The 22,456-nt window shown below is 64.8% G+C and carries 23 protein-coding genes; 14 read left to right on the forward strand and 9 right to left on the reverse strand.

The features are described 5' to 3' along the window. A complete protein-coding gene (locus tag OB916_RS10055; RefSeq protein ID WP_315909157.1) occupies positions 1-162 on the reverse strand; it encodes a hypothetical protein in 162 nt (53 codons plus the stop codon). Positions 163-209: 47 nt separating this feature from the next. Then, positions 210-581 carry a hypothetical protein gene (locus tag OB916_RS10060; RefSeq protein WP_315909158.1) on the reverse strand — a complete coding sequence of 124 codons (372 nt, stop codon included), beginning with the start codon at positions 579-581 and terminating at the stop codon, positions 210-212. Positions 582-700: 119 nt separating this feature from the next. Between OB916_RS10060 and OB916_RS10065 the strand changes: the two genes are divergently transcribed. Together OB916_RS10065 and OB916_RS10070 are read left to right on the forward strand one after the other, a co-directional pair. Beyond that, entirely contained in the window at positions 701-1,885 is a 1,185-nt protein-coding gene (locus OB916_RS10065) for a hypothetical protein (RefSeq protein WP_315909159.1), read from the forward strand. A 69-nt stretch (positions 1,886-1,954) separates the two neighbouring features. After that, positions 1,955-2,878, forward strand: a complete 924-nt coding sequence (locus OB916_RS10070) for an alpha/beta fold hydrolase (RefSeq protein WP_315909209.1) — start codon at positions 1,955-1,957, stop codon at positions 2,876-2,878. 13 nt (positions 2,879-2,891) lie between these two features. Here OB916_RS10070 and OB916_RS10075 read toward each other — a convergent pair whose 3' ends face one another. The 3 genes from OB916_RS10075 to OB916_RS10085 are packed head-to-tail and all read right to left on the reverse strand — an operon-like array spanning position 2,892 to position 4,951. Then, positions 2,892-3,164: a DUF7111 family protein gene (locus OB916_RS10075; RefSeq protein WP_315909160.1), complete on the reverse strand. Its 273-nt coding sequence runs from the start codon at positions 3,162-3,164 to the stop codon at positions 2,892-2,894. A gap of 60 nt (positions 3,165-3,224) precedes the next feature. Further along, the gene (locus tag OB916_RS10080; RefSeq protein ID WP_315909161.1) at positions 3,225-4,010 is read right to left on the reverse strand and encodes an endonuclease V; all 786 of its coding nucleotides are present in this window, start codon (positions 4,008-4,010) and stop codon (positions 3,225-3,227) included. 2 nt (positions 4,011-4,012) lie between these two features. Further along, a complete protein-coding gene (locus tag OB916_RS10085) occupies positions 4,013-4,951 on the reverse strand; it encodes a rhomboid family intramembrane serine protease (protein ID WP_315909162.1) in 939 nt (312 codons plus the stop codon). A gap of 129 nt (positions 4,952-5,080) precedes the next feature. On the opposite strand from OB916_RS10085, the gene OB916_RS10090 reads away from it, so the two are divergent. The 5 genes from OB916_RS10090 to OB916_RS10110 are packed head-to-tail and all read left to right on the forward strand — an operon-like array spanning position 5,081 to position 9,380. After that, entirely contained in the window at positions 5,081-5,536 is a 456-nt protein-coding gene (locus OB916_RS10090; protein ID WP_315909163.1) for a DUF5788 family protein, read from the forward strand. Beyond that, on the forward strand, positions 5,533-7,272 hold the full coding sequence (gene polX / locus OB916_RS10095) for a DNA polymerase/3'-5' exonuclease PolX (protein WP_315909164.1): 1,740 nt from the start codon (positions 5,533-5,535) through the stop codon (positions 7,270-7,272). Before OB916_RS10090 ends, polX begins: the two co-directional genes overlap by 4 nt. Next, a complete protein-coding gene (locus OB916_RS10100) occupies positions 7,269-7,736 on the forward strand; it encodes a Mut7-C RNAse domain-containing protein (protein ID WP_315909165.1) in 468 nt (155 codons plus the stop codon). The genes polX and OB916_RS10100 overlap by 4 nt, the downstream gene beginning before the upstream one ends. 58 nt (positions 7,737-7,794) lie before the next feature. Further along, the gene (locus tag OB916_RS10105; RefSeq protein WP_315909166.1) at positions 7,795-8,286 is read left to right on the forward strand and encodes a DUF5797 family protein; all 492 of its coding nucleotides are present in this window, start codon (positions 7,795-7,797) and stop codon (positions 8,284-8,286) included. Further along, positions 8,286-9,380 (forward strand): DNA-methyltransferase, encoded by a 1,095-nt coding sequence (locus tag OB916_RS10110; protein WP_315909167.1) that lies wholly within the window; start codon positions 8,286-8,288, stop codon positions 9,378-9,380. The genes OB916_RS10105 and OB916_RS10110 overlap by 1 nt, the downstream gene beginning before the upstream one ends. A gap of 41 nt (positions 9,381-9,421) precedes the next feature. On the opposite strand, the gene OB916_RS10115 is transcribed toward OB916_RS10110, so the two are convergent. Beyond that, positions 9,422-10,318 (reverse strand): MBL fold metallo-hydrolase, encoded by an 897-nt coding sequence (locus tag OB916_RS10115; RefSeq protein WP_315909168.1) that lies wholly within the window; start codon positions 10,316-10,318, stop codon positions 9,422-9,424. Positions 10,319-10,591: 273 nt separating this feature from the next. On the opposite strand from OB916_RS10115, the gene OB916_RS17025 reads away from it, so the two are divergent. The 5 genes from OB916_RS17025 to OB916_RS10140 all read left to right on the forward strand — a co-directional run bounded on the left by OB916_RS17025 (position 10,592) and on the right by OB916_RS10140 (position 15,622). Continuing rightward, entirely contained in the window at positions 10,592-10,723 is a 132-nt protein-coding gene (locus tag OB916_RS17025) for a fasciclin domain-containing protein (protein WP_390884075.1), read from the forward strand. 70 nt (positions 10,724-10,793) lie between these two features. Further along, positions 10,794-12,053 (forward strand): glycosyltransferase family 87 protein, encoded by a 1,260-nt coding sequence (locus OB916_RS10125; RefSeq protein ID WP_315909170.1) that lies wholly within the window; start codon positions 10,794-10,796, stop codon positions 12,051-12,053. A 43-nt stretch (positions 12,054-12,096) separates the two neighbouring features. Continuing rightward, positions 12,097-13,191, forward strand: coding sequence for a glycerol dehydrogenase (locus OB916_RS10130; protein WP_315909171.1), 1,095 nt, complete (start codon positions 12,097-12,099; stop codon positions 13,189-13,191). Between the two features lie 98 nt (positions 13,192-13,289). Continuing rightward, complete coding sequence (locus OB916_RS10135; RefSeq protein ID WP_315909172.1) at positions 13,290-14,330, forward strand: NAD(P)-dependent alcohol dehydrogenase; 1,041 nt, start codon at positions 13,290-13,292, stop codon at positions 14,328-14,330. Between the two features lie 83 nt (positions 14,331-14,413). Then, positions 14,414-15,622: a pyridoxal-phosphate dependent enzyme gene (locus OB916_RS10140; RefSeq protein WP_315909173.1), complete on the forward strand. Its 1,209-nt coding sequence runs from the start codon at positions 14,414-14,416 to the stop codon at positions 15,620-15,622. A gap of 673 nt (positions 15,623-16,295) precedes the next feature. Here the strand turns inward: OB916_RS10140 and OB916_RS10145 are convergent. The 3 genes from OB916_RS10145 to OB916_RS10155 all read right to left on the reverse strand — a co-directional run bounded on the left by OB916_RS10145 (position 16,296) and on the right by OB916_RS10155 (position 20,293). After that, the gene (locus OB916_RS10145) at positions 16,296-16,961 is read right to left on the reverse strand and encodes a hypothetical protein (protein WP_315909174.1); all 666 of its coding nucleotides are present in this window, start codon (positions 16,959-16,961) and stop codon (positions 16,296-16,298) included. 140 nt (positions 16,962-17,101) lie between these two features. Then, a complete protein-coding gene (ppcA, locus tag OB916_RS10150; RefSeq protein WP_315909175.1) occupies positions 17,102-18,580 on the reverse strand; it encodes a phosphoenolpyruvate carboxylase in 1,479 nt (492 codons plus the stop codon). A gap of 447 nt (positions 18,581-19,027) precedes the next feature. Then, entirely contained in the window at positions 19,028-20,293 is a 1,266-nt protein-coding gene (locus tag OB916_RS10155) for a tRNA(Ile)(2)-agmatinylcytidine synthase (protein ID WP_315909176.1), read from the reverse strand. Positions 20,294-20,465: 172 nt separating this feature from the next. Here OB916_RS10155 and OB916_RS10160 point away from each other — a divergent pair, with 172 nt between their 5' ends. Together OB916_RS10160 and OB916_RS10165 are read left to right on the forward strand one after the other, a co-directional pair. Further along, complete coding sequence (locus OB916_RS10160) at positions 20,466-21,683, forward strand: RNA-guided endonuclease InsQ/TnpB family protein (protein WP_315909177.1); 1,218 nt, start codon at positions 20,466-20,468, stop codon at positions 21,681-21,683. Between the two features lie 114 nt (positions 21,684-21,797). Continuing rightward, complete coding sequence (locus OB916_RS10165) at positions 21,798-22,244, forward strand: phosphate-starvation-inducible PsiE family protein (RefSeq protein WP_315909178.1); 447 nt, start codon at positions 21,798-21,800, stop codon at positions 22,242-22,244. The last annotated feature ends 212 nt before the right edge of the window (positions 22,245-22,456 follow it).

The raw sequence follows: 22,456 nt of genomic DNA on the forward strand, positions 1-22,456 counted from the left end.
TCAGCCCAGGATCGTGTTACACGACGGGCAGACGTAGAGCGTGTCGCTGCGCTTGCCCGCACCCATCGGTGCGATCCTGTCGCTGCTGACTTCGAGTTTTTCGAGTTCGTCGCCGCTGATCGACGACTCACAGTGTGGACACGTTGCTCGATCGACGGTCATGCCCGAGCATACGGCTCCGGGCGGTAAAAAGGACGAGCCGTTCGAATTCACGCCCATTTAGAGCGGTCGAAGACGAACGTCGAGACGTGTGCTGCCAGCTCGCGCGCCGCTTCCTCGCTCGATTCGTGCAAGTCCCCGGAGACCGGTCCTGCCTCGCCGCCGACGCCCTCCGCCTGTGAGATCGGGTCTGTGCCGGTTGGGTAGGGCCGTCGGTCACCCACCGAGTCGCGAAGTCGCTGCAGAGTTTCGGGGCGCAACTCGGCGTCGAGATGTGCGAGGTCGTACCGGACGATCCAGCCACGACGGGCGTTCCGGATCGCGACGACTGGCTGATCGTTGCCGGCGTCGCGTTCCCAGAGCATCTGTCGCTCGGCATCACTCTCGTAGATCGGTACGTCCGACGGCGCATGTGGAGTCATCAGCTACTGTTAGGCGTGTAGCGTTATTATCGCGTCGACTGCCGGGACGCCTGCCGATTCTTCTCGACCAGAGTTCCGCTACAGTCATATAAATGTACCTTCGGCTGTAACGTGGTGCAATGTCATCGGATTCGAGTGGTCCAGCCCGGCCCCCGCGTCCGGACACTGGCGGTCTCCGCACCACCCTCACAGCGTTCGTGGGTGTCGTCGCCCTCGCGCAGATCCCGGTCGTCTCCGCCCACGAGGCGACTGCGACCGGCGGGATCACGCAAGGGCACGGGATCGCGCTCGCGCTGGTCGGCGTCGTCGTCCTCGTCGCCAGTGCCCTGCTCAAACGCACGAACCACTTCGCGCCGACGCTTGCACTCTACGGTGTCTTCATCGGCATTTCACTCACCGCACTCGGGACGGTCCTCTTCGAGGGGTTGTCTCCGGATCCGACCTATACCGCACAGTCGATGCCGTTCTCCCGATCGTGGTATCAGCCGGTGGCGCTGTCGGTCGGTACCGCTATCGTCGCCGGGAGCGTCCTCGTCGGCCGCCTTCGCTGGCCGAACCGTCCGCGGTACGCGCTGCTCGGCGTCCTGATGGGGCTGTGGATCGTCTATCCCTACCTGATTCCCGGGCCGGCCAGCGATACGCACCCGCTCGGGTACGCGATTGTCCTCACGACGCCAGTCTTTGTCGGGTACGTCCTCTGGGTCGACGCCGGCGACGCCATTCGAGCTGTGCTTCGTGACCGCGTCGCCCGGCGGTTCGGGATCGGCACTGCTGTCGTCTTGCTCCTGTTTTTCTTCGGCGTGACCGGGTACCTCTCGTTTTTCCCGGAGGAAGGCGCGCCACACGAGATCACCGTCGCTGTTCTGCCGACGATCTATCAGCTGGTGTCCTGGCCGACGCTCGAAATCGCGATCCCGCACATCCCGCTGTTTCTGGCTGTCTCACCCGGGCAGCTCTTGATCCTCGGGACGCTGAGTGCGCTCATCGGACTGAACGGGGCGCTCATCGCCCGTCAGTGGCGTGCCGAACAGGAGGCTGGTCTGACCGAGGGGACGGCCGGGAGCGCCGCCATCGTCGGCACGTGTACCTGCGGCTGCTGTGGCCCCCTGGTCGCGAAGATCGCCGGACTGGTAGCCGGCCCCGCGATCGCCGCCCCGCTGTACTGGGTCTTCGTCGACCCGATGTCGCCGCTCAGCGCGCTGTTCGTCGTCGGGAGTCTGCTCCTGTTCGCCGGCAGTATCGTCTACGCGGTTCGGTCAGCGCGGAAACTCGATCTGTCCGTGACGGTCTCCCCGTCCGATTGATATCGCGCGGGGGGACGGACCGTAACAGCCGCCGGTCATTATATGTCGGTCTCGCTCCAAGACGCGAGCATGAAGCTTCGAAACGTCCTCGCCGCCGGCGTCGGTGGACTCGGTTTCGCTGCCGCGAGCAACCGCCTCCTGCAATCGAGAGCCAGCGATCTGGAGGCGCCACTGCCGGGCGAGCTCCGGTCGTATCGCTGGCGCGGTTTCAACGTCGGATACACGAAAGCCGGCGACCCGCAAGACCCGGAGCTCGTGTTGGTCCACGGGATCAACGCCGCCGCGACCAGTCGCGAGTTCGAGACCGTTTTCGAGTCGCTGGCCGAAGAGTATCACGTGCTCGCACCGGATCTGCCCGGGTTCGGCACCACCGATCGGCCGCCGCTTCTGTACTCGGCGCCGCTGTACGAGCAGTTCCTCGTGGACTTCCTCGAGGACCTGACTGACGAACCGACCGTCGTCGCTTCAGGCCTCTCCGGGGCGTACGTCACCCTCGCGGCCCGCGATCTCGACGTCTCGGAGCTGGTGTTGATCTGCCCGACTGGTACGACCATGGGCGGGGATGGCAAGCGAACCTGGGTCCGGTCGCTGCTGCGCTCGCCGCTGGTCGGGCAGGCACTGTTCAACGCGCTCGTCAGCAAACCCTCGATGCGTCACTTCCACGCCGATCACGGCTACTACGATATGGACAATCTCACCGAGGAGAGACTCGATTACGAGTGGCATTCGGCCCATCAGGAGGGCGCCCGGTTCGCCCCGGCGTCGTTCCTCGGTGGGTTCCTCGATCCCGACGAATCCCTCGAAGAGGCGCTCCCGGACGTCGATGCCCCCGTGACCCTCGTCTGGGGTCGGGACGCCTCGACGACGCCGCTGTCGGCGGGACGATCGCTCGCGGACGCCAGCGACGCGAAGCTGGTCGTTTTCGACGAGGCGACCCTCCTGCCCCACGTCGAGCATCCCGAGCAGTTCGCCGAGCTACTGGTCGAGGACTAGCGTTTCGCCAGTGTCACATCCCCATGTCTTCGGCCGGCTCGGGGACTGGCAGGTCGTGGGGCGAGACGCCGAGCAGTTCCGCGGCGTGATCGAGCGCCATGTCGAACCCGTAGTAGCGTTCGAGTTCGTCGCCGTCGGCTCTCGGGCGTACCTTCAGCATGACGTAGCCGTCGATGTTCTGGGCGATGGCGGCCGTCGCCCCCTCGCGCTCGAAGGTGAGCAGGCGCTCGGTCTCGGTTTCCTCGTAGCGTGCCGTGATCCCGTTCTCGGTGACGGACGTGGTCATCGACCGGTGGTGAGGACCACAGATAGTCTAACGTTGTGGTTCGCTCGGGACGGCCGAGCGTCACCTGAACTCGGACTTGGCCTCGTCGGCGAGCGCGTCGGCCAGTCGCGTCGGTTCCGGAAGCTTGTAGCCGTCGCAGGTCCGCTCGACGACGGCGACGGCCGCCTCGGCGCTGATCCGGTGGCCAGAACTGACATATAGCGGATTAATGCTGGTCGAGCCGCGCTCGTACTGGCGGCTCTGGTAGGCGTAGCCGATCACGGTCCCGTCCGGCGCGGTCACGTCACCGTTGGCCTCGATCGGGATCCGTGCGCCCTCGGGCAACCGATCCGGGATCGGCTCCCGTGGCGTCCCACAGAGGAGGTTCTTCGCGACGCCGACCGTCGGGTGATCGAGCGTGACGCCGACGTGTGTCGCCAGTCCGGCCTGCCGGAAGTGGATCCGGCCGCTCCCGTCGACGACTGTCAGGTCCGGCGAGACCGACAGCGCTTCCAGGGCTGCGAGGACGGCGTTGCCCTCCCGGAAACTCAACAGTCCCGGGATGTAGGGGATCTCCGTCTCCGCGACGGCCGTGGCCTCGTCGATCACCTCGCCAGCGCGGAGCGCGACGGCGGCGCTGACGGCCCGATCGTCTTCGAGAAACGCCTGGTCGACGCCGGCGATGACCGGGGGGTCGGCCTCGACGAGTGATCGCTGTCCGCTGTCCCGGCCGACCGTGACGTCCTCAGGATCGAACCCGAGGTCGTCCTCGAAGACCGCGGCCTCGGCGATCTCGTCCTGCAGCGATTCCATTTCTTCGCGGGTGAGGCTCGCGTCCGGAACGAACTCGGGGCGGACGGGCTGCATGCTCAGAACGGACCGCGCCGTCTACCGGGACCGCCCGGGCCGCCGGGACCGCCGGGGCCGCCCCCGCCGAACTGCAACTGCTGGGGCGCGCGCACCCGGTTTTTGACTCGCTGGCCGTATGCGAGCCCGATCACGAGCCCGAGCAGATGTGCCAGGTTAGCGACGTTGCTGCCAGTGAGACTCGGACCGAAGACGCCGAGCGCGCTCACGACCGCAAACCCGGCCGTGAGAACCCAGATCGGGATCGGGATCAGGAAGTACAGGTAGACGCGAAGGTTGGGATTGAGGATCGTCAACACGCCCATGATGGCGAGCCCGGCCCCGCTGGCACCAACGACGCCGCCAGCACTCGGAATGGCGCCGAACCCCTCGTAGATCTGGAGGGCAACCTGGCCGAGGCCGGCTATCGCGCCACTCGCGATGAACAGGGCGCTGAAGTCACGGGATCCGACGTAATCCTCGACGAGACGGCCGAAGAAGAAGATCACGATACTGTTGACTGCGATGTGGCCGAAGTCGCCGTGCGCGAAGATGGACGTCACCCACGTCCAGACGTATTCGGGGTGCTGTGGCGTGAGGACGAACAGCGTCCGATGGAGCTGGTTGTCGCCGATCGTCAGAACGATCGCCTGGAGAATGAACGTGAGCCACATCAGCCCGAGGAACGCGTAGGTCATATTCCCCCGGAAGTAGCCGAAGAAGCTGCCCGGCCCGGTGTTGATACCGAGACGGCCGGCGATTCCGTCTGACTGGGTCGTGCTGGACGTATCGACGCTGGTGTCGAAGCCGCTGTCGAAGACCCCGCCGGGGTCGCCCCAGTCGTCGAGCCCCGGGCAGTCGTGGTTCTCCGGCAGGCGATGATCGGCACAGAACGTCCCGCCGCAGTGTCGGCAGTGATACGGCATGTTCGTCTGCTTGCCACACACGTCGCAGGTCGCCATTATCACCTGTTTCGGACCGCCCGGGCAAATGGATTGTGCTTGGACGTCCTGACCGGATCGTGCGCGACCCGTAGTCGAAACCGCGCACGGACGCGTGGATTTTTCTCGATGCGGTTCCGACGAGTGAACGTGCAAGAGTACCAGCGCAAGCAACTGCTCGAACGCGTCAAGCGTGAGGGGGCGACGGTCGGGACCGCCATCCCCGAACAGGTCGACGTGCAAGGGGAGACGATCGACCTCCGGTCGTTCGTCTTCGAGATCAAGCGCCGGGAGACGGTTCCGGCCGGCGAGCGCGAGCGCGTCGAGCGGGCGAAGCGCAATCTCCGGCGCGAACGCCGAAAGCGCCGTCGGCGTCTCGAATCGGAATCGATCTCCTATCAGGAGGGCGAGCGGCTCGCGGAGGCGATCGTCGGTATCGACCGCGCGCTGGAAGCGCTGGAGTCGCTGGGGCCGACGGACATCGAAAGCGAAAAGCAAGCCAAGGAGGCGGCCGACCAGAAACGATGGATGTCGTTTCTCAGGCAGGCGCTCGGCCACGAGGACCACGATGGCGGCCCGCGCGGGTCGCACGGAGGAGATCGATGACACGCAACGACGCTGCCGCCGACCGGCTGGAGGAGATGGCCGATCGGCTCGACGCGATGGACGTCGAGTACAAGCCGCGGGCCTACCGTCGGGCGGCCGAGAACGTCCGCGAATATCCCGAGCCGATCGAGCGACTCGCAGGCCAGGGTCCCGAGGCCGTCGGGGAGATCGACGGCGTCGGCGACGCCATCGCGTCGAAAGTCGTCGAGTACGTCGAGACGGGCTCGATCGACGAACTCGAGGAGCTCCGCGAGGAGTTACCCGTCGAGATCGACGCGCTGACCAGCGTCGAGGGAGTCGGCCCGAAGACCGTCGGCACGCTCTATGAGGCCCTGGGGATCCGGACGCTCGACGACCTGGAAGACGCCGCAGCGGCCGGGGAGATCCAGGAGATCAAGGGTTTCGGTGCCAAGACCGAACAGAACATCCTGGAGGGCATCGAGTTCGCCAGGCAGGCCCACGAGCGACAGTTGCTGGGCGAAGCTGTCCCGCTCGGCGAAGCCGCGCGCTCGTATCTCGCCGACCAGCCCTCGGTCGAAGCCGTCGAGGTCGCAGGCTCGCTGCGGCGCTGGAAACCGACGATCGGCGACGTCGACGTACTGGTCGGCAGCGACGACGGCGAGCGGGTCGTGAAAGCGTTCACCGACTGGGACGAGGCCGAGACGGTCATCGAGGCCGGCGAGACGAAGGCGAGCCTGCGCGTCGGGTCGGTCCGGGTCGATCTCCGGGTCGTCGCTCCCGGGGAGTTCGGGGCCGCGCTCCAGTATTTCACCGGGAGTCGCGATCACAACGTCGCGCTGCGGAACCGCGCGATCGAGCGCGACCTGAAGATGAACGAGTACGGCGTCTTCGACGTTTCGGAAGTCGAGGATCCGGACGCCGGCCAGCGCGTCGGCGACCGGATCGGCGGCGAGACCGAGGAGTCGATGTATATGGCGCTGGACCTGCCGCTCATTCCGCCGGAACTGCGCGAGGGACGTGGCGAGATCGAGGCCGCTGCGGCGGGCGCACTGCCCGACTTGCTCGCCGAGGCGGACGTTCGCGGGGACCTTCACACGCACACGGACTGGTCGGACGGCGGCAACTCGATCGCGGAGATGATCGAGGGCGCAGCGGCGTTCGGTCACGAGTACGTCGCGATCACCGACCACGCTACCGGCCCGGGGATGGTCGGCGGGGTCGGGATCGACGACGAGACGCTACGCGAGCAGGTCGGGGAGATCCGGGCTGCTGCCGACGACGCCGATATCGAGGTCTTCGCGGGCGTCGAGGCGAACATCGCCGGGGACGGCTCGATCTCGGTCGCCGACGAGATCCTGGCCGAGCTGGATCTGGTCGTCGCTTCGCCCCATGCAGGGCTGTCCGGCGACGGGACAGACCGGTTGATCGCCGCGGCCGAGCACCCACAGGTCGACATCATCGGGCATCCGACGGGACGATATCTCAACCAGCGCCCGGGACTGACGATCGAATACGATCGGCTGGCGTCGGCGGCAGCCGACGCGGGGACGGCGCTGGAAGTCAACGCCAACCCTCGACGGCTTGACCTCGGCGGACAGGCCGTTCGCGCGGCGGTCGAGGCCGGGGCGACGATCGCGATCGATACGGACGCCCACCGGCCGGTGAGCTACGAGTACATGCGCTACGGGGTGCACACTGCGCGTCGCGGCTGGGCCGAGGCGGACGACGTGCTCAACACGCGTGACGCCGACGGGATCAGGAGGTTCCTGGCATGAGCCGAGAGACCGACCGGCGTCCGGCACTGTTGCTGGATACGATGCTCGGCAAGCTCGGGACGTATCTGCGAATGTGTGGGTACGACGCCGCCTACACGCTGAGCCGCGGCGTCGAGGACGACGACGAGATCGTTGCGCTCGCCCGAACCGAGGGCCGAACCGTCGTGACCAGAGACGTCGCCCTGGCCAGGAAGGCCTCAGAGGCGGTGCTGATCGAGTCCCGGGATACGGTCGATCAGTTGCGCGAGTTCCGCGACGCCGGATTCGAACTCGAACTCGAGGACGAGCCCTCCCGGTGTGGTGCCTGCAACGCGCCCCTGACCAGGGTCGCGCCGGAGGAGCCGACGCCGGATTACGCGCCCGAACCCGACTACGAGGCCGTCTGGCGCTGTCGGGAGTGTGGCCAGCACTTCTGGCGCGGCAGTCACTGGGACGACGTCGCCGAGACGCTCTCACAGCTGTGATCGACGCCGCGTGGCGAATCACAACACCATTGTTCCCGGCCGTGCGTAGCCACGGGCGATGACGCTCGACGAGACGGCGAAGCGGCGCCTGGCCGATATCGTGGCGCTCGCGCCGACGAAAAACCGCGAACTCCAGGACCGGTGGGACATGGACAGCGGCAGCGAGGTCCACCAGTTCCTCGAATCGGAACTCAAAGACTACTACTACCGCAACGAGGACAGCCTGATCTGTGCGACGCCCGAGGGCCGCCAGCTCGTCCAGGACGCGGGACTCGTCGACGGGACCGATGACGACCAGCACGTCACCGTCCCCCCGATCCAGGCCAGAATCCTCGACGTGATCGCAGGTCCCGACGAAGAGACCCAGAGCGTCGTGTCGGTCTATCACGCGCTCGAAGACGCGGGCCACGGCGACTACGAGGTCGACGACGTTCGATCGGCTCTGCACAGCCTCGTCGAGAAGGGTGTCCTCGAACGCGTCCGCAAGACTGTCCCGACGTTCCGGCTCGCTGTCGAACGATCGGAGCTCGCAGTCGACGAACTGGAGTAATGGAGACCAGCCACCGGATCGTGACCGGCGACGCGCGGTCGCTCGAGACGGTCGAGGACGATTCAGTCGAGCTGGTGGTCACCTCGCCCCCGTATCCCATGATCGAGATGTGGGACGAGCTGTTCGCCGACCTCGATCCGGAGGTCGCCACTCACCTCGAAGCGGGCGACGGTGAAGCGGCCTTCGAGCGGATGCACGAACAGCTCGATGCGGTCTGGGGGGAACTGCGCCGGGTGCTGGTCGACGGCGGGATCGCGTGTGTCAACGTCGGCGACGCAACGCGATCTATCGGCGGGCGGTTTCGCGTCTTCCGGAATCACGACCGGATCAGCGACGCCTTCGAAGCACTCGGGTTCGACCCGTTGCCGGAGATCCTCTGGCGAAAGCCCGCCAACTCGGGGGCGAAGTTCATGGGCTCGGGGATGGTGCCACCGAACGCGTACGTCACGCTCGAACACGAGTACGTGCTGGTCTTTCGCAACGGCGCGGACAGCCGCGAGTTCGAACCGCGGGCCGAGCGACGCTACGATGCTGCGTACTTCTGGGAAGAGCGCAACCGGTGGTTCTCCGACGTCTGGACCGACGTGCGCGGGGCCTTGCAGACGCTCGACAGCGAAGGGTCCGACGGCGACGACCTCCGGGATCGGTCCGCTGCCTTTCCCTTCGAGATCCCCTACCGGCTGATCAACATGTATTCGGTCTACGGCGACACCGTGCTCGACCCGTTCTGGGGGACGGGAACCACCTCGATGGCGGCGATGGTCGCCGGGCGGAACTCGATCGGCTACGAGTTGAACGAGGAGTTTCGAACGGTGTTCGACGAGCGCGTCCAGGGTCTCCCCGAACGCTCCCGTGACGTGATCGATCGTCGCCTCCGCGCCCATCTCGAGTTCGTCTCCCAGCACCGTGCCGACGGCGAGACCTTCGAGTACGAGGCCGACCGATACGGATTTCCCGTCCGGACGAAACAGGAGCGAGCGATCACGTTCTACGAGGTTAGAGACGTGTACAGGACCGGGAACGGCTACGCGGTGGCGCACGAGCCGGTCGAAGAAGTCCCGGACCTGTCAGCCAGTCCACGGGATGCCGAGTGACGGCCCGACTGGTAGTTCGAGATACGTGAGTGTCTTCTCGGTCAGGAATCGAGATACGCGAGCACGCCGCGGACGTTCATCGCGAGTTCGCCCCGGGTCTTGCGCTCGTCCCAGACGTCCGGAGCGTCCGCTCGATTCCACAGCTGGTCGACGATCTCGTCCGTCTCTTCGAATCGTTCGCGGGCGTCCCGAACGTCCGCGACCCACGATTCGAGCCGATCGGCGTACGTGTCCAGCCGCCCGTCTGCCGGTGCTGGCCCGAAATGGGCGTACAGCAGCGTCTCGGGATCGAGCGCCCGGATCATCTCAACGTCCTCGAGCGCACCCTCGAGATCGAACTGCGGTGGCGGGCTCGTGGCGTGAAGCCGATCGATAGAGGGCGTGTAGACGCCAGCGGCGTCACCGGTGAAGACGGCGTCGCTCTCGGGGACCTCGAAGACGACCTGATGCGGTGCGTGGCCGGGCGCGTGATGGGCCCGCAGTGTGTGGGTGCCGAGATCGATCTCGTCGCCGTCAGTGATCGACTCGATCCGGTCTTCGGGAATCGGCTTCGGCTCGGTGTAGAAGACGATCTGCTCGCCGACTGCTCCCTTGGTCCCCTCCCAGAGCCGCGCGGGATCCGCGAGATGGGGCGCGCCGATCTCGTGGACGTACACCCCGGCGTTCGGACACGCCTCGGCGAGGAATCCGGCCCCGCCGGCGTGATCGAGGTGGACGTGCGTCAGCGCGATCACCGAAAGCTCCCCGGGATCGACGCCGACGGCGTCCAGGAGGTCGAGAATCCGCTCGTAGTTCGTGCCGATACCGGTGTCGATCAGCGCGGGACGGTCGTCGTCGATCAGATACACCGACCCGTACTCCGCGGAATCGTACATGCCGGTGTCGACGTAGTGAATGTTCTCGTCGGTCGTGACTGCTGAGACGTCGCCGATCGCCATATGTCGACTGAGTCGAGCGGCGACAAAAGGACTGACGTTCTCCGCCCGAAGAGCCACAGCAGGAACCGAAATCGACACCCGGTAGTGCTGTTCCGCTCTCTGACGAACTGCACTGAAGACGATCGGAGCGGTGGGAGCGGCGTTCGCACTCGGGGGCGTCGGAACCGCGAGTGCACGACGGAAACAGGGTGGGAGTGCCGAGCCGACGCTCGTCGAACTCGCCCTCGCGGTCGCCGCTACGCGAAGTCGGTCCTCGCCGCGCCGCAGCTCCGGATGCTCAATCGCGACTTCATTACCCAGGACGGCGGCGTTCTGAACGACGGACAGGCGACGATCGTCGCGACGGACTTCGAGGCGTCCAACGGCGTCCTCCACGCGATCGACGGCGTCTTGCTTCCCGAGTGACCGGTCCGAGAGGCGGGCGACACAGACTGGATCAGACAGTTTTTCACAGTGCTAGTCGTGTCCCCCAGACGTGCTGGACCTCGACGACGACAACCGGGACGTCCGACTCGTCTTGCTGGTGGGCGTCGTGATCGGACTCGTCAATCTCGTGTACGTTTTCGTCGCCAGTCCCGTGCACGTCGGGATCGACTACCGGGTCTACCACCTCGCGGGCAACGTTGCTCTCGAGGGCGGGAACTTCTACCAGGCCGTCCCCGACGGACTGCCGGGATACTTCCACTACGTCTACCCGCCGATTACCGTCCTCGGATTCGTCCCGCTGGCGCTTTTGGGTAGCGAAACGATCGGGTTCGCTGTCCACACGGCACAGACCGTACTCGTCGGACTGGCCGCGGCGTGGCTGCTCGTCCGGTATCTCGAGCGGGTTGGCGACGGTCGCCTGCCCTGGCTCGATCGAGGATTGATCGGGGCGTTCGTCGTCGGCTCGGTCCACTCGATGTCGTCGCTGTTCTTCGGGCAGGTCAACCACCACCTCGTGGCTGCGCTGGTAGTGGGCTTCGTCGCGCTCGACACCGATCGAGAGACGCTCGCGGGCGCTGCGTTCGCGTTCGCGGCGTTTCTCAAGGTGTTCCCGGCGGCCGTCGGGCTCTGGTTGCTCCGCAGACGGGCCTGGCGGGCGATCGCCGCTGCCGTTGGCTTCGCGGCCGTCGGCTTTGCGGCCGGGCTGGCCGTCTTCGGCCCGGAACTGACGGTCGCGTACGTCGAGCGTGCGATCATCCCGCGGTTCTCGCCGGAGGCCTTCGCGGGCGGGCTCGATCCTGGGGAAACGTACCTGACGATCCGACGACCGATCTCGGTACTGTTGCCGACCGTCGATCCGCCGCTCTACGGGCTGTTGGCAGGCCTCGTGCTCGCCCCTCCGGTGGTGTATCTCTACCGGACGATCGAGGACCGCGAGGACCGTCTCGTCTCGATTATGGGGACGATGGCCGCTGTCCTGGTATTTTTCCCGTCGTTCCCCATCTACTTCGTGATCCTCTACTTCCCGCTGATTCCCCTGCTGTACTTGCTCGAAAGCGGCCGACCGCGACAGCTGTTGCTCGCCGGGGCGCTGGTTTCTTCGGTCGCGGTCCGATACGACGACGTTCTGACTGGGTTCGAGATGGCCGGCGAGTCCCCCCAGTTGCTCGAAACGGTGGTACGTCCGGTGTTTACTTTCGTGACACCTGGCTTGATGGGTGTGCTCGTGATACTCGGCGCGTGTCTGCTCCAGCGCCGTCGCAAGCATGGCCCGCAGTTCGTCGTGCGAAACGGCCCGGAAACACAATAGTCGAAAGAGTTATTACGATCTGAGTAAATAATTATAGGTGACTATGTCTCAGATATTCAAGTCGCCGGCGGCGTACGTACAGGGACGCGGCGTTGCCGACGAGATCGGTACACACGCGGCTTCGCTGGGCGAGCACGCGCTGTTGCTCGCTGACGAGGTCGTCCTCGGACTCGTCGAGGATCGCGTGCTGGCCAGCCTCGAGGACGCGGGGATGGACGCGAGTTCGGTCGAGTTCCAGGGCGAGTCTTCCGAGGCCGAGGTCGACCGGATCACCGAGGTCGTCCGCGACCGCGGTGCTGACGTCGTCATCGGTGCAGGCGGCGGCAAGGCCCTGGACACCGCCAAGGCCGTCCGGGAGAACCTCGATGGCGGAGCGATGGTTTCGATGCCGACCGTCGCCTCGACGGACGCGCCGACCAGCGCACTATCGGTCATTTACAGCGAGCACGGCGAGTTCGAAGAGTACTGGTTCTACAACGAGCATCCCGACCTCGTGCTGGTCGACACCGACATCGTCGCGGACGCGCCGACGCGGTTCTTCCGGTCGGGGATCGCCGACGGCCTCGCCACGTGGTTCGAGGCCGACGCCACCTATCGCTCGGACGGCGACAACGTCGTCGGCGGCAAGCCCACGCGCGCCGGCCACCGGCTGGCTCGACTCTGCTACGAGACGCTGCGCGAACACGGCCGATCCGCGGTCGACGCGGTCGAGCGTGACGCCGTCACCGAGAGCGTCGAGGCCGTCACCGAGGCGAACACGCTACTGAGCGGGCTCGGGTTCGAGAGCGGCGGGCTCGCCGCGGCCCACTCGATCCACAACGGACTGACACAGCTCGAAGCCACCCACGACGCCACTCACGGCGAGAAGGTCAACATCGGCACGATCACGCAACTCGTTCTGGAGGGGCGCGACGACGCCTTCATCGAGGACTACGTCGAGTTCTCCCGGGAGATCGGGCTGCCGGTCGCACTGTCCGACATCGGCCTGGAAGATCCAACCGACGAGCAGCTCGACGTCGTCGCCGAAGCCGCCTGTGACCCCGAAGAGACGATCCACAACCAGCCCTTCGAAGTCACCCCGCCGATGGTCCGTGACGCGCTGAAGGCCGTCGACGAAATCGCCGAACGCGTCCGATAATCAGGCTAGATCCCTCTGTTTTCGGATACTCTTTTGTCACGAAAGTGCCCGAACCCACGTATCTATTTATCACATTAGATCATAATATATGGTGGGTTATGAGAGCAGCACGACTTCACGAGTATACAGACGACATGAGCGAGGGGCTGGCGATCGAGGAGATCGATCGTCCGGAGATCACACGATCGGACGAGGTGATCGTCGAAGTCGAGGGCGCGGGCTGGTGCCAGACGGACAACCACATCATCGAGGGAATGTGGGAGCCGTACGTACCCCAGCCGTTGCCAATGACGCTCGGCCACGAGAACGCCGGGACGGTTATCGAGACGGGCGAGGAAGTCGAGATCGTCGAGGAGGGTGACCCGGTAATCTGCCATCCGGTACAGACCTGCGGGACCTGTCGAGCCTGCCGGCAGGGCGAGACGATGTATTGCGAGAACGATGCGTTCAACGGACTGACGACCGACGGTGGTTTCGCGGACTACCTGTTAACAAACGAGCGCGCGGTCATCCCGCTGCCGGACGGCGTCGAGCCGATCGACATCGCACCACACGCCGACGCGGGGATCACGGCCTACCACGCCGCCAAGAAGGCCGTCCGGAAGCTGAATCCGGGCGATCACGCCGTCATCGTCGGGATCGGTGGCCTGGGCCACATCGGCGTCCAGGTCGTCGACGCAATGAGTGCCGCGCAGATCACGGCCGTCGATCTCAAGGATTCCGCGCTCGAACTGGCCGAGGAAGGCGGGGCCGACCATCTCGTCAACCCCGAACAAGAAGACGTCCGGGAGTTCGTCGACAGCGTCACCGACGGGAAAGGTGCCGCACAGGTACTGGACTTCGTCGGGGCCGACGTGACCACGGAATACGCGCCGGACATCACCGCTGCCGGTGGCGACCACCACATCATCGGCTACGGCGGTCACATCCACGAACCGGCACAGGCGCTGGTCAACGGAGAGTTCTCCTACGTGGGTAACATCGTCGGCCAGTACACTGAACTCCAGGAACTGGTCGCGCTGGTCGAACAGGGCGACGTCGACTTGCACACCAGCCGCTACGACCTCGAGGAGGTCAACACGGTCGCAGAGAAACTCGAACACCGTGAAATCGACGGGCGCGCCGTCATCACGCCCTAGAGCGGCCCACTTTTTCGACGCTGATCCGGCACAGAGACGACGCGGACCGACAGATCCGTGTGCCTGGCCGGGGTAGCGCCGCCATGGAACTGGTCTGCTCCGACTGCGGCCGGACGTACCCCACGGACGGCCCCTGGCGGTGTGACTGTGGCCATCCTCTCGAGTTCGCGGACCGTCCCGTGCCCGACGACGGTCCGCCGGCCACGCTCGATCGTGACGACGGCCTGTGGGCCTTTTCGGATCTTTTGTCCGTCGAGCGACGGGTCTCGCTCGGCGAGGGCTGGACGCCACTGGTCGAGGACGACGAGTGGGGCGTGCAGTTCAAACTCGAATCGATCTTCCCCACCGGGAGCTTCAAAGATCGCGGCGCGACGACGACGATCTCACGCGCACTGGGGCAGGGCGTCGATCGCGTCGTCGAGGACTCCTCGGGCAACGCCGGCCTGGCGATCGCGACCTACGCCGCGCGTGCAGGGCTCGACGCCGAGATCTTCGTGCCCGCGGACGCAAAGCCCGGCAAGTTGCGAGCGATCGAGCGGACCGGAGCGACGCTCAGGCGGATCGAGGGCACTCGCCAGGACGTCACTGACGCCTGCATCGACGCCGTCGAGTCGGGCGTTACCGGCCGGAGTGAGGGCACGCCGAACGAGCGAGCGGGGAGCGCGAGGTCGCACGGCGAACTCGAATCGAGCGAGCGGGGAGGAACGACCCGCGAGAGCGCAGCGACCCGTGAGCCGGACGTCGCATACTATGCCAGCCACGCCTGGGACCCCGCCTTCTTCGCCGGGACAGCGACCGTCGCCTTCGAGATCGCGGCCCAGCGCGGCTGGTCGGCCCCAGACGCGTTCGTGACGCCGCTGGGCCACGGGACGCTGTTTCTGGGAGCGTATCGCGGCTTTCACGCCTTGCAGGCAGCCGGCTGGATCGACTCGATGCCGCGCCTGCTCGGGGCCCAGGCCGCTGGCGTCGCGCCGATCGTCGAGGCGCTGGGTGGTGACCCCAGCCCGGGAACCGGCGAGCGAAACGACGCTGCCGACGGGATCCAGATCGCCGAGCCAGCACGGAAAGCCCAGATCGTCGAGGCGATCGAGGCGACCGGCGGCGATGCCGTGGCCGTCACGGCCGAAGCGACCGACCGCGAACACGACCGACTCGCTCGGGCCGGCTTCCACGTCGAGCCGACCTGTGCCACGGCGACTTCCGCACTCGATCGGTTCCGGGACCGGGGTGCGATCGACGACAGAGACGACGTAGTCGTGGCACTGACTGGAAGCGGATTGAAAACTTCTTGACCTCCTCCCACGGCTTTTACAGTAGTTGCTGATTCGACTTCGGGAACTGCTGAAGAGGAGTTGCGTCTTCGGCTTTGTTCAAGATCAACGTCACCATCTGGAGAGAGCGATTGCTGACTGCCGGCGAAGAACCTTCGACGAGGGCTGTTCTGGCAGTCTCGCCAGTAGCCCGCGGCGTACTGACTCGGGCGGACAGCCCGAGTCAACCGCCGGGTCTAACCCTACCCGTCCGGGATGGGACCCAGAAAGTGCCGGAACAGGGCGGTCGGGAGGACTGGTGTTCTCCCGACCGCCCGATCTGGCGTGAGGAGCAGGTTCGTCAACACCCACAGATTGTACAGCGCCACAGCAAACAGAAAGTAGAACAATCGCACAGAGAACGTCGGTGACGATGTTTTTGGGAGAAATTCTGTGACTTTTCGGTAAGACGTTTCGATGCCCCAACGGCGGCGATAGGCTTCTGCGAGTGGCTGAGCGACGTCACGTGTGACGTCGCGGTTAGTCACCAGACAGAACTGATCGTCCTCACGGGAACGATGTGGGACGACGACCAGCCGGACTGTCGTCCGGCCCGTCGGTGGATTCGACCGTGCCATCTCGTACTCCGCGACGAATATATCGTCGTCGTGGTCGGCAATGCATCGCTGTACCTTCCGTGTCTGTGGCGCACGCATCACGAACTCAACGTCCACTCCTCCAGCGTCAACGCGAGATGGACGCGGTAGAAGCCACGATCGAGATAGACGCGGTTGATTTCGACGTAGTCCCGCGCCTGAGAGACGAGTTGGCGGATTGCCTCCGCCAACTCGTCGGTTTCCTCACCGTCCAGTGCGACCCACCCAAGCGTCAATCGGACGCTCGGATCGACGATACAGACGGTGGCGAACTTGTAGGCGGAGTCTGTTCCTCGGTCGGGATCAGTCCGGGAGACGTGCGGTGTGTCGCTGTCGCCGTAGTACAGCCAGCCGTGAACGTCGATCGCGACGTCGACTGGCTGTGTGAACAGCCGGTTGCGGGCTGCTTCGGCGAGGACAGCATCGCGGACGCGGTCGAACTGGCCGTCGACCGCGTCCGCCTCCAATCCACGAAGGTGGTACAACAGTGCTCTCGCCGTCGGATTCCGTGACTCGGCTCCAACGTCAACCTCTTCACCACGAGCAAGTTGGTAGGCTTTCGCGCCAGCGTTGGCAAACTCGTTATCGAAGGCAATCCGAGCGAGGATTCGTTGGAAGTCCTCGCTCGGATAGGTGCCGTTGTTCGCAATACCGAAATCAAGCTCCGGAAACAGCACTGATGAGGCAGCACGGCTCACCTGTTTCGCTTCAGCTGTCTCGACCATATCGAGACAACGACCGCGACGACAATCGGCTCTCTCCCACTTCAGCAACTACTGTAAAGTCGTGGGCTTTCTCCTCGAATCTCTGTAAGGCCCTCTGCCCGATACTGGCCCACTCACTGCGCGATCTGCCGGGAGTCCGATTATCCGAGGAACTGTCGGACCTGGGCGGCCCGGACGATCCCGGCCCGGATCGCGTCGCCGTCTTCGCGCTCCAGTGCGTCGATGACGTCGTCGGTCGCCGCACGGTGTCGGGGGTCGAGATCGACGTCGACCAGATCGAGTCCCGCCGTCGCGCGGTCCTCGTCCAGTGGCAGGACCAGCTGTGAGCGGGGGTTGTAGTACTGCGCGGCGTCTTCGAGCGTCTCGAAGAACCGCGGGAAGGCCTCCTCAACGAACTTGATGTCTTCCTCCGAGAGGCCGGCCAGTCCCATCAGCGTCGGCGGGAAGCCGATGCTGTACAGCGTCGCGGTGTAGGTGATCGCCCGTGGGAGTTGCATCTCGCCGACCTCACGGGAGTATCCGAACAGCCCGACGTGGAGCTTCCGGGCCCGTCGCTTGGGCGTGTACTCCGCGATCCGGTTGACCAGGGGCGCGACCTGCTCGACCTGCTCGGCGTAGACCTCTTCGACGGCGTCGACGACCTCCAGCGCACGCTCCTCGTCGATGCGCTCCTCGAGCTGACTTTCGGGTGCCGACCGGAGCGTCTCGATGGCTCCCTGGACCGTCTCGATCGGGTAGTCGTACTTGAACGCCGACTGGACGGTGAAGGTCTCGACCTCCGGCCACGCGTCGAGGGTTTCCTCGACGGTCGTCGGCGAGAGGTTTCCCCGAAACGGCGCAGAACCGGCCCCGAGCATCGGGTAGATCTCGATTCCTTCTTCCTCGGCCATGTCGTACAGCCGCTGCATCGTGACCTTGTTGATGAGGTCCGCCGACAGTGACCCGTAATTGAGTGCCGGGTCCGAACGCGCCAGGAAGACTCGCTGGGCGTCGATGTCGCGTCCCTCGACGTAGCCGCGGATGATCTCGTCGGCAGCGAGCATGTGCTCGCGCTCTTCGATCAGCGGGATGACGTTGATCGAGTTCGGGCGGAACTCCCCGACCCACTCCGAGACCGTTCGATCGTCCAGCAGGTATTCGTCCCCTTTACCGACCACGAACTGCTCGTAGTAGTCGTGGACGGCGTTGAGCTGGTCGGCGTCGGTTACCATCGGAATGATGACCTCGAAGATCGGCGGGACGACGCGCTCGCCGTGTTCGTCGTAGAACAGCTCCGCAGCGTCGTACGACCGCGGGATGCTTTCGAGGATCTCCAGCAGAATCTTCGCCTCGGCCTCCTCGATGTCGGGGTTCGGCCCGCGGACCGTCAGCCGGACGTCCTCGCCCAGCTTCGATCCGAGGAAGTACTGATCGAACCGCGACAGCAGCTTCTTGACCGCGTACTCGTCGCCTTCCTTGCCCTCGAAGTCCCACATCTGCTCGTCGGCTCCGAGATGCGAGTACGCGTAGTACGCCTCCTGGATCTCGTCTTCGCCCTCTATCACGTCGCCCTCTGCGAAGAACGGAACCGTCGCGTTGTCCGGGTGTTGCGTGCTGAGTACGCGCGGTGGATCCGGCATATATTACCGTATCGTGAACGGTCACATAGCAGTTTCCATCGACGGTCGAGACGCGGACTCGCTACACCACTTTTTACTGCGCAGGGTTTCCTCGGGCCTCCGGCCCTGCGGGAACCCTGCTTGCAAAAACGTGGGGACAAACAACCCGGACGCTCGGCTCCGCCTCGCGTCCGGCGAAACGCGCCTTCGGCGCGTATGCTCTCCGCTACCGCTCGGGGTGGATCGGCCCGTCGACTTCCCCTCGTATCAATGGTTTCACAACCACTTTTTACTCCTCGGGTGGCCTCGCTTGCTCGCGGCCATACCGCTCGCCTCTCGGAGACGCTCCCGCTGGTCGCGTCTCCCGCTGCCCGGCCACCGCTCGTCGCAAAAACGTGGGGAAAAACGACCTGCTGGCTCCCGATAGTCGCCAGCAGTGAAACGCGCCTTCGGCGCGTATGCTCTCCGCTACCGCTCGGGGTGGATCGGCCCGTCGAATCCCCCTCGTATCAATGGTTTCGCGATGTGGCGCCTCGCAACCGGCGGCACCTCGTACCACCCGACTTCGAGGTCACGGTCGATCTCTTGCTCCACCTTCCCGTCCGCGCTCGTTCCGCAGTCTCGACACCGGTAGCCCTGGCCCCGTCCGGCACTCTCCATCGAGCGCCCACACTCGGGACAGTCCGGCGTCGCCGGCTCGGTCTCCCGCAGGTCCCGTACCGCGAACTTCTCCAGCTTCAGGGTCCCGTCGCTCACTTCGCCACAGACGGTTAGAGCGTCGCCGACCCTGAGCGCTCGTACCCGGTCGCGAAAGCGCTTGGTCGGTTCGAACGCGGCACAGTCGAGTGTGTGCTCGCCGTCGCCGATCGAGAGGAACACGTGGCCGCCGGGACGGGTCTCTGGCGGGTCGACGACCGTCCCGTCGACGCAGTACGCGCGTCCGTCGGTCGTCTCTCCGATCGCTGCCGGTTCGAGGTGGGCGTCGGTCCCCTGGTTGGTCACGAAGAGCTGCCGGCGGGCGACCGGTTCACTCTCGATACGGTCGGCCACCGCCTCGACGGCATCGGGATCGTCGCCCCGGATGCCATAGAGGATCGGACACGGTGTGTGCGGGACACAGACCGCTTGCCCCTCGACTCGGTCGACGGTGTCCCAGGCGTCGGGGTAAGCGTCCTCGGCAGCCGCGAAGACCGACTCCCGGTCGACCTCCCGGTCGGTCCCCCATCGCTCGCGCTCGCGATAGCTGATCGATTCGTAGGTCCACTCCTCGAAGGCCCGCCAGGCGCCGACCGCCGCCAGCGCGCCGATCAATCCGCGACCGTTGCCCCGCGAGAGCGTCACGAAGCCATGGCGGTCGGCCAGTTCGCGGGCGTCGTCGATGTCATGGTGCGTCCTGATCGCCTCACGGGCGAACTCGGCCACGTCGTCGGGTATCTCTCCCGGTTGGCCGTCAGCGATGACGACGCCGGGATTGGTTTGAGGGTCCGCTGTCTCGGCCAGGCCGATCTCCTCATGGACGGCAGCGTGCACGCGCTCCGGATCGGCGTCGATATGGATCGCGAGCGCGGCGTTGCCCCGTGTCTTGTACTCGACCGCAGGGTTGAGCCGCACGAGAAGCGTTCGATCGACGTCCTGGCCAGCCGATCGCAGTCGCTCGGCGAGGCGCGCAGCGACGTAGGTCGTGCACATCCCGCGCTCGCGGGAGTCGGTATCGTCCAAGCCGACGACAGTCACGGCCGGTCGTACTCGATTGTGCTACTAATAGTGCTCGCTGTGAGGATTTCCCGATGTGGTCACACGTCGTGCGGTCGGGGAGGAAGCCGACAACTAATGACACAAACCTCACTACGATGGCAGGCCGACTCCCAAGCGTATAAGTAGCACTGCCTACATATGTGAAAATACAGTGGAATACCGTCGTACCGCCGTTATCAAACTCGACACTCCCGAAAGAGCCGACGATTCGCTTCGAGAGACCGTCGAGCAGTTCAAACACTGCGCCAACACCGCGAGCGAGTGGTGCTGGCACGGCGACGGCGGCTACCACGTCACCTCGAAAGCGAAGGCCGAACGCGCCCTCTACGACCGACTCCGCGACGAAACCGACCTGACCGCGAATCTCGTCCAGAAAGGGATTCGCAGGGCTGTTGAAGCCGTCAAAAGCGGAGTCTCGCGTCTTAAACGTGGCGAGAACACGTCGCAACCGTACTTTTCTGCCGATAGCGCAGTCTACGATAAGCGGAGTGCGACGTTCCACCGCGACCACGTTTCCCTCTCGACTGTAGACGGGCGCGTTGAGTGTGATTACATCCTCCCCGACGACTCGGAGACACCGCCGACCAAATACGTCTCCGACGAGGACTTCGAGTTTCGGATGGCACAGTTGCAGTACCGCGATGGTGACTGGTATCTCCACGCTTCTATGCGGAAAGTCGAGGCAGACGAGGAATCGCCCGAATCTGAGTCCAAGCACAGAACAGTCCTTGGTGTGGATTTGGGAGTGAACAACCTCGCCGTTGCTTCGACCGGGCGATTCTGGTCGGCAGACGAGTTTAATCACTGGCGACGAGAGTACGAGAAACGTCGTGGGTCGCTTCAACAGTGTGGGTCTCGCCACGCTCACGAGAACATCGAGTCAGTCGGGCGGAAAGAGTACGGACGCTTCGAGATACACCTGCACACGGTGGCGAACGAGCTTATCGAGGAGGCCGTCGAGAACGACTGTTCGCACATCGTGTTCGAGGACTTGACCCACATTCGGGAGAACATTCCCGAAGCGACGTGGCAACACGTCTGGGCGTTCCGACGCCTCTACGAGTACGTCGAATACAAAGCCAAAGAACACGGTGTCGAAGCCGTACAGGTGAACCCCCGCAACACCTCGAAGCGTTGCTCGACGTGTGGGTTTACCCACGACGATAACCGTGACAGAGAGTCGTTCGAGTGTCAGCAGTGCGGGTATGAGAATCACGCTGACTACAACGCCTCGAAGAATATCGGTTTGCAGTATCTCCGTCGCAGGCAAAACGCAGGTGACGGAGGCGCACCCGTAGATGTGCGCTTAAATCGCGGGACGCTGAACGTGAGTGGGGAGTACGTACCCCCTGCCTCAACAGAGGCATAGAACGGGAGTCCACGCGAAAGCCTCTGGGCTTGACCCCGAGGCGATTTACCATAGCGGCCTTCGCGTCGTCCCCAGCTATTTACAGGTGGATTCCTAATCCGTTCCCAGACGAGAATGGTAGACGCGGACGCTCCTGCCGGGACCACCTCCGAGAGTCCGATCGCTCGCGTCACCGAGCAGTTCGTCACCTACGTCGAGCTGGTCGCAGCCGCGGTATTCGCGCTCCTGTTCGGCATCGGCGTCGTCGATCTCATACTCCAGATCGGGGAGGCCGTCCTGACGGGATCGATCACCGATCCGCTCGTCGTCATCGGGTTCATCGACACTGGACTGCTGTTGCTCATCATCGTCGAGATATACCAGACGGTGATTGCCTACACGACGAAACAAGGCACTGCTGAGATCGTCCGCCTGGTGATCTACACCGGTGTGATCGCGATGGTCCGGAAAGCGATCGTCTTCCGGGCCAGCGAGTACCCGACGACCGGCGACGCTCTCGCCGCTGCCGTCGCGTACACCGTTCTACTGCTCGGTCTTGGTGTGTTACTCGTCGTCGAGTGAGACCGATCGTGACCGCTGTATCTCTATGAATATTTCTCTCGCGCGGAGTCGGACTCGTCAGACCTCGCCGGTGACCGCTGGAGGCGCATTTGTTGGCGTCCACGTGTATCTCTGCGAACGCGAGCGCAACTGGTGGACGTCGCCTATTCGACAATCAGACATCCGGAATGTTTCGCTCGATCAGCACTTCTATATCAATCACGGGGGCGTTT

This window comes from Halapricum hydrolyticum (assembly GCF_025517535.1).
GTDB lineage: Archaea > Halobacteriota > Halobacteria > Halobacteriales > Haloarculaceae > Halapricum > Halapricum hydrolyticum.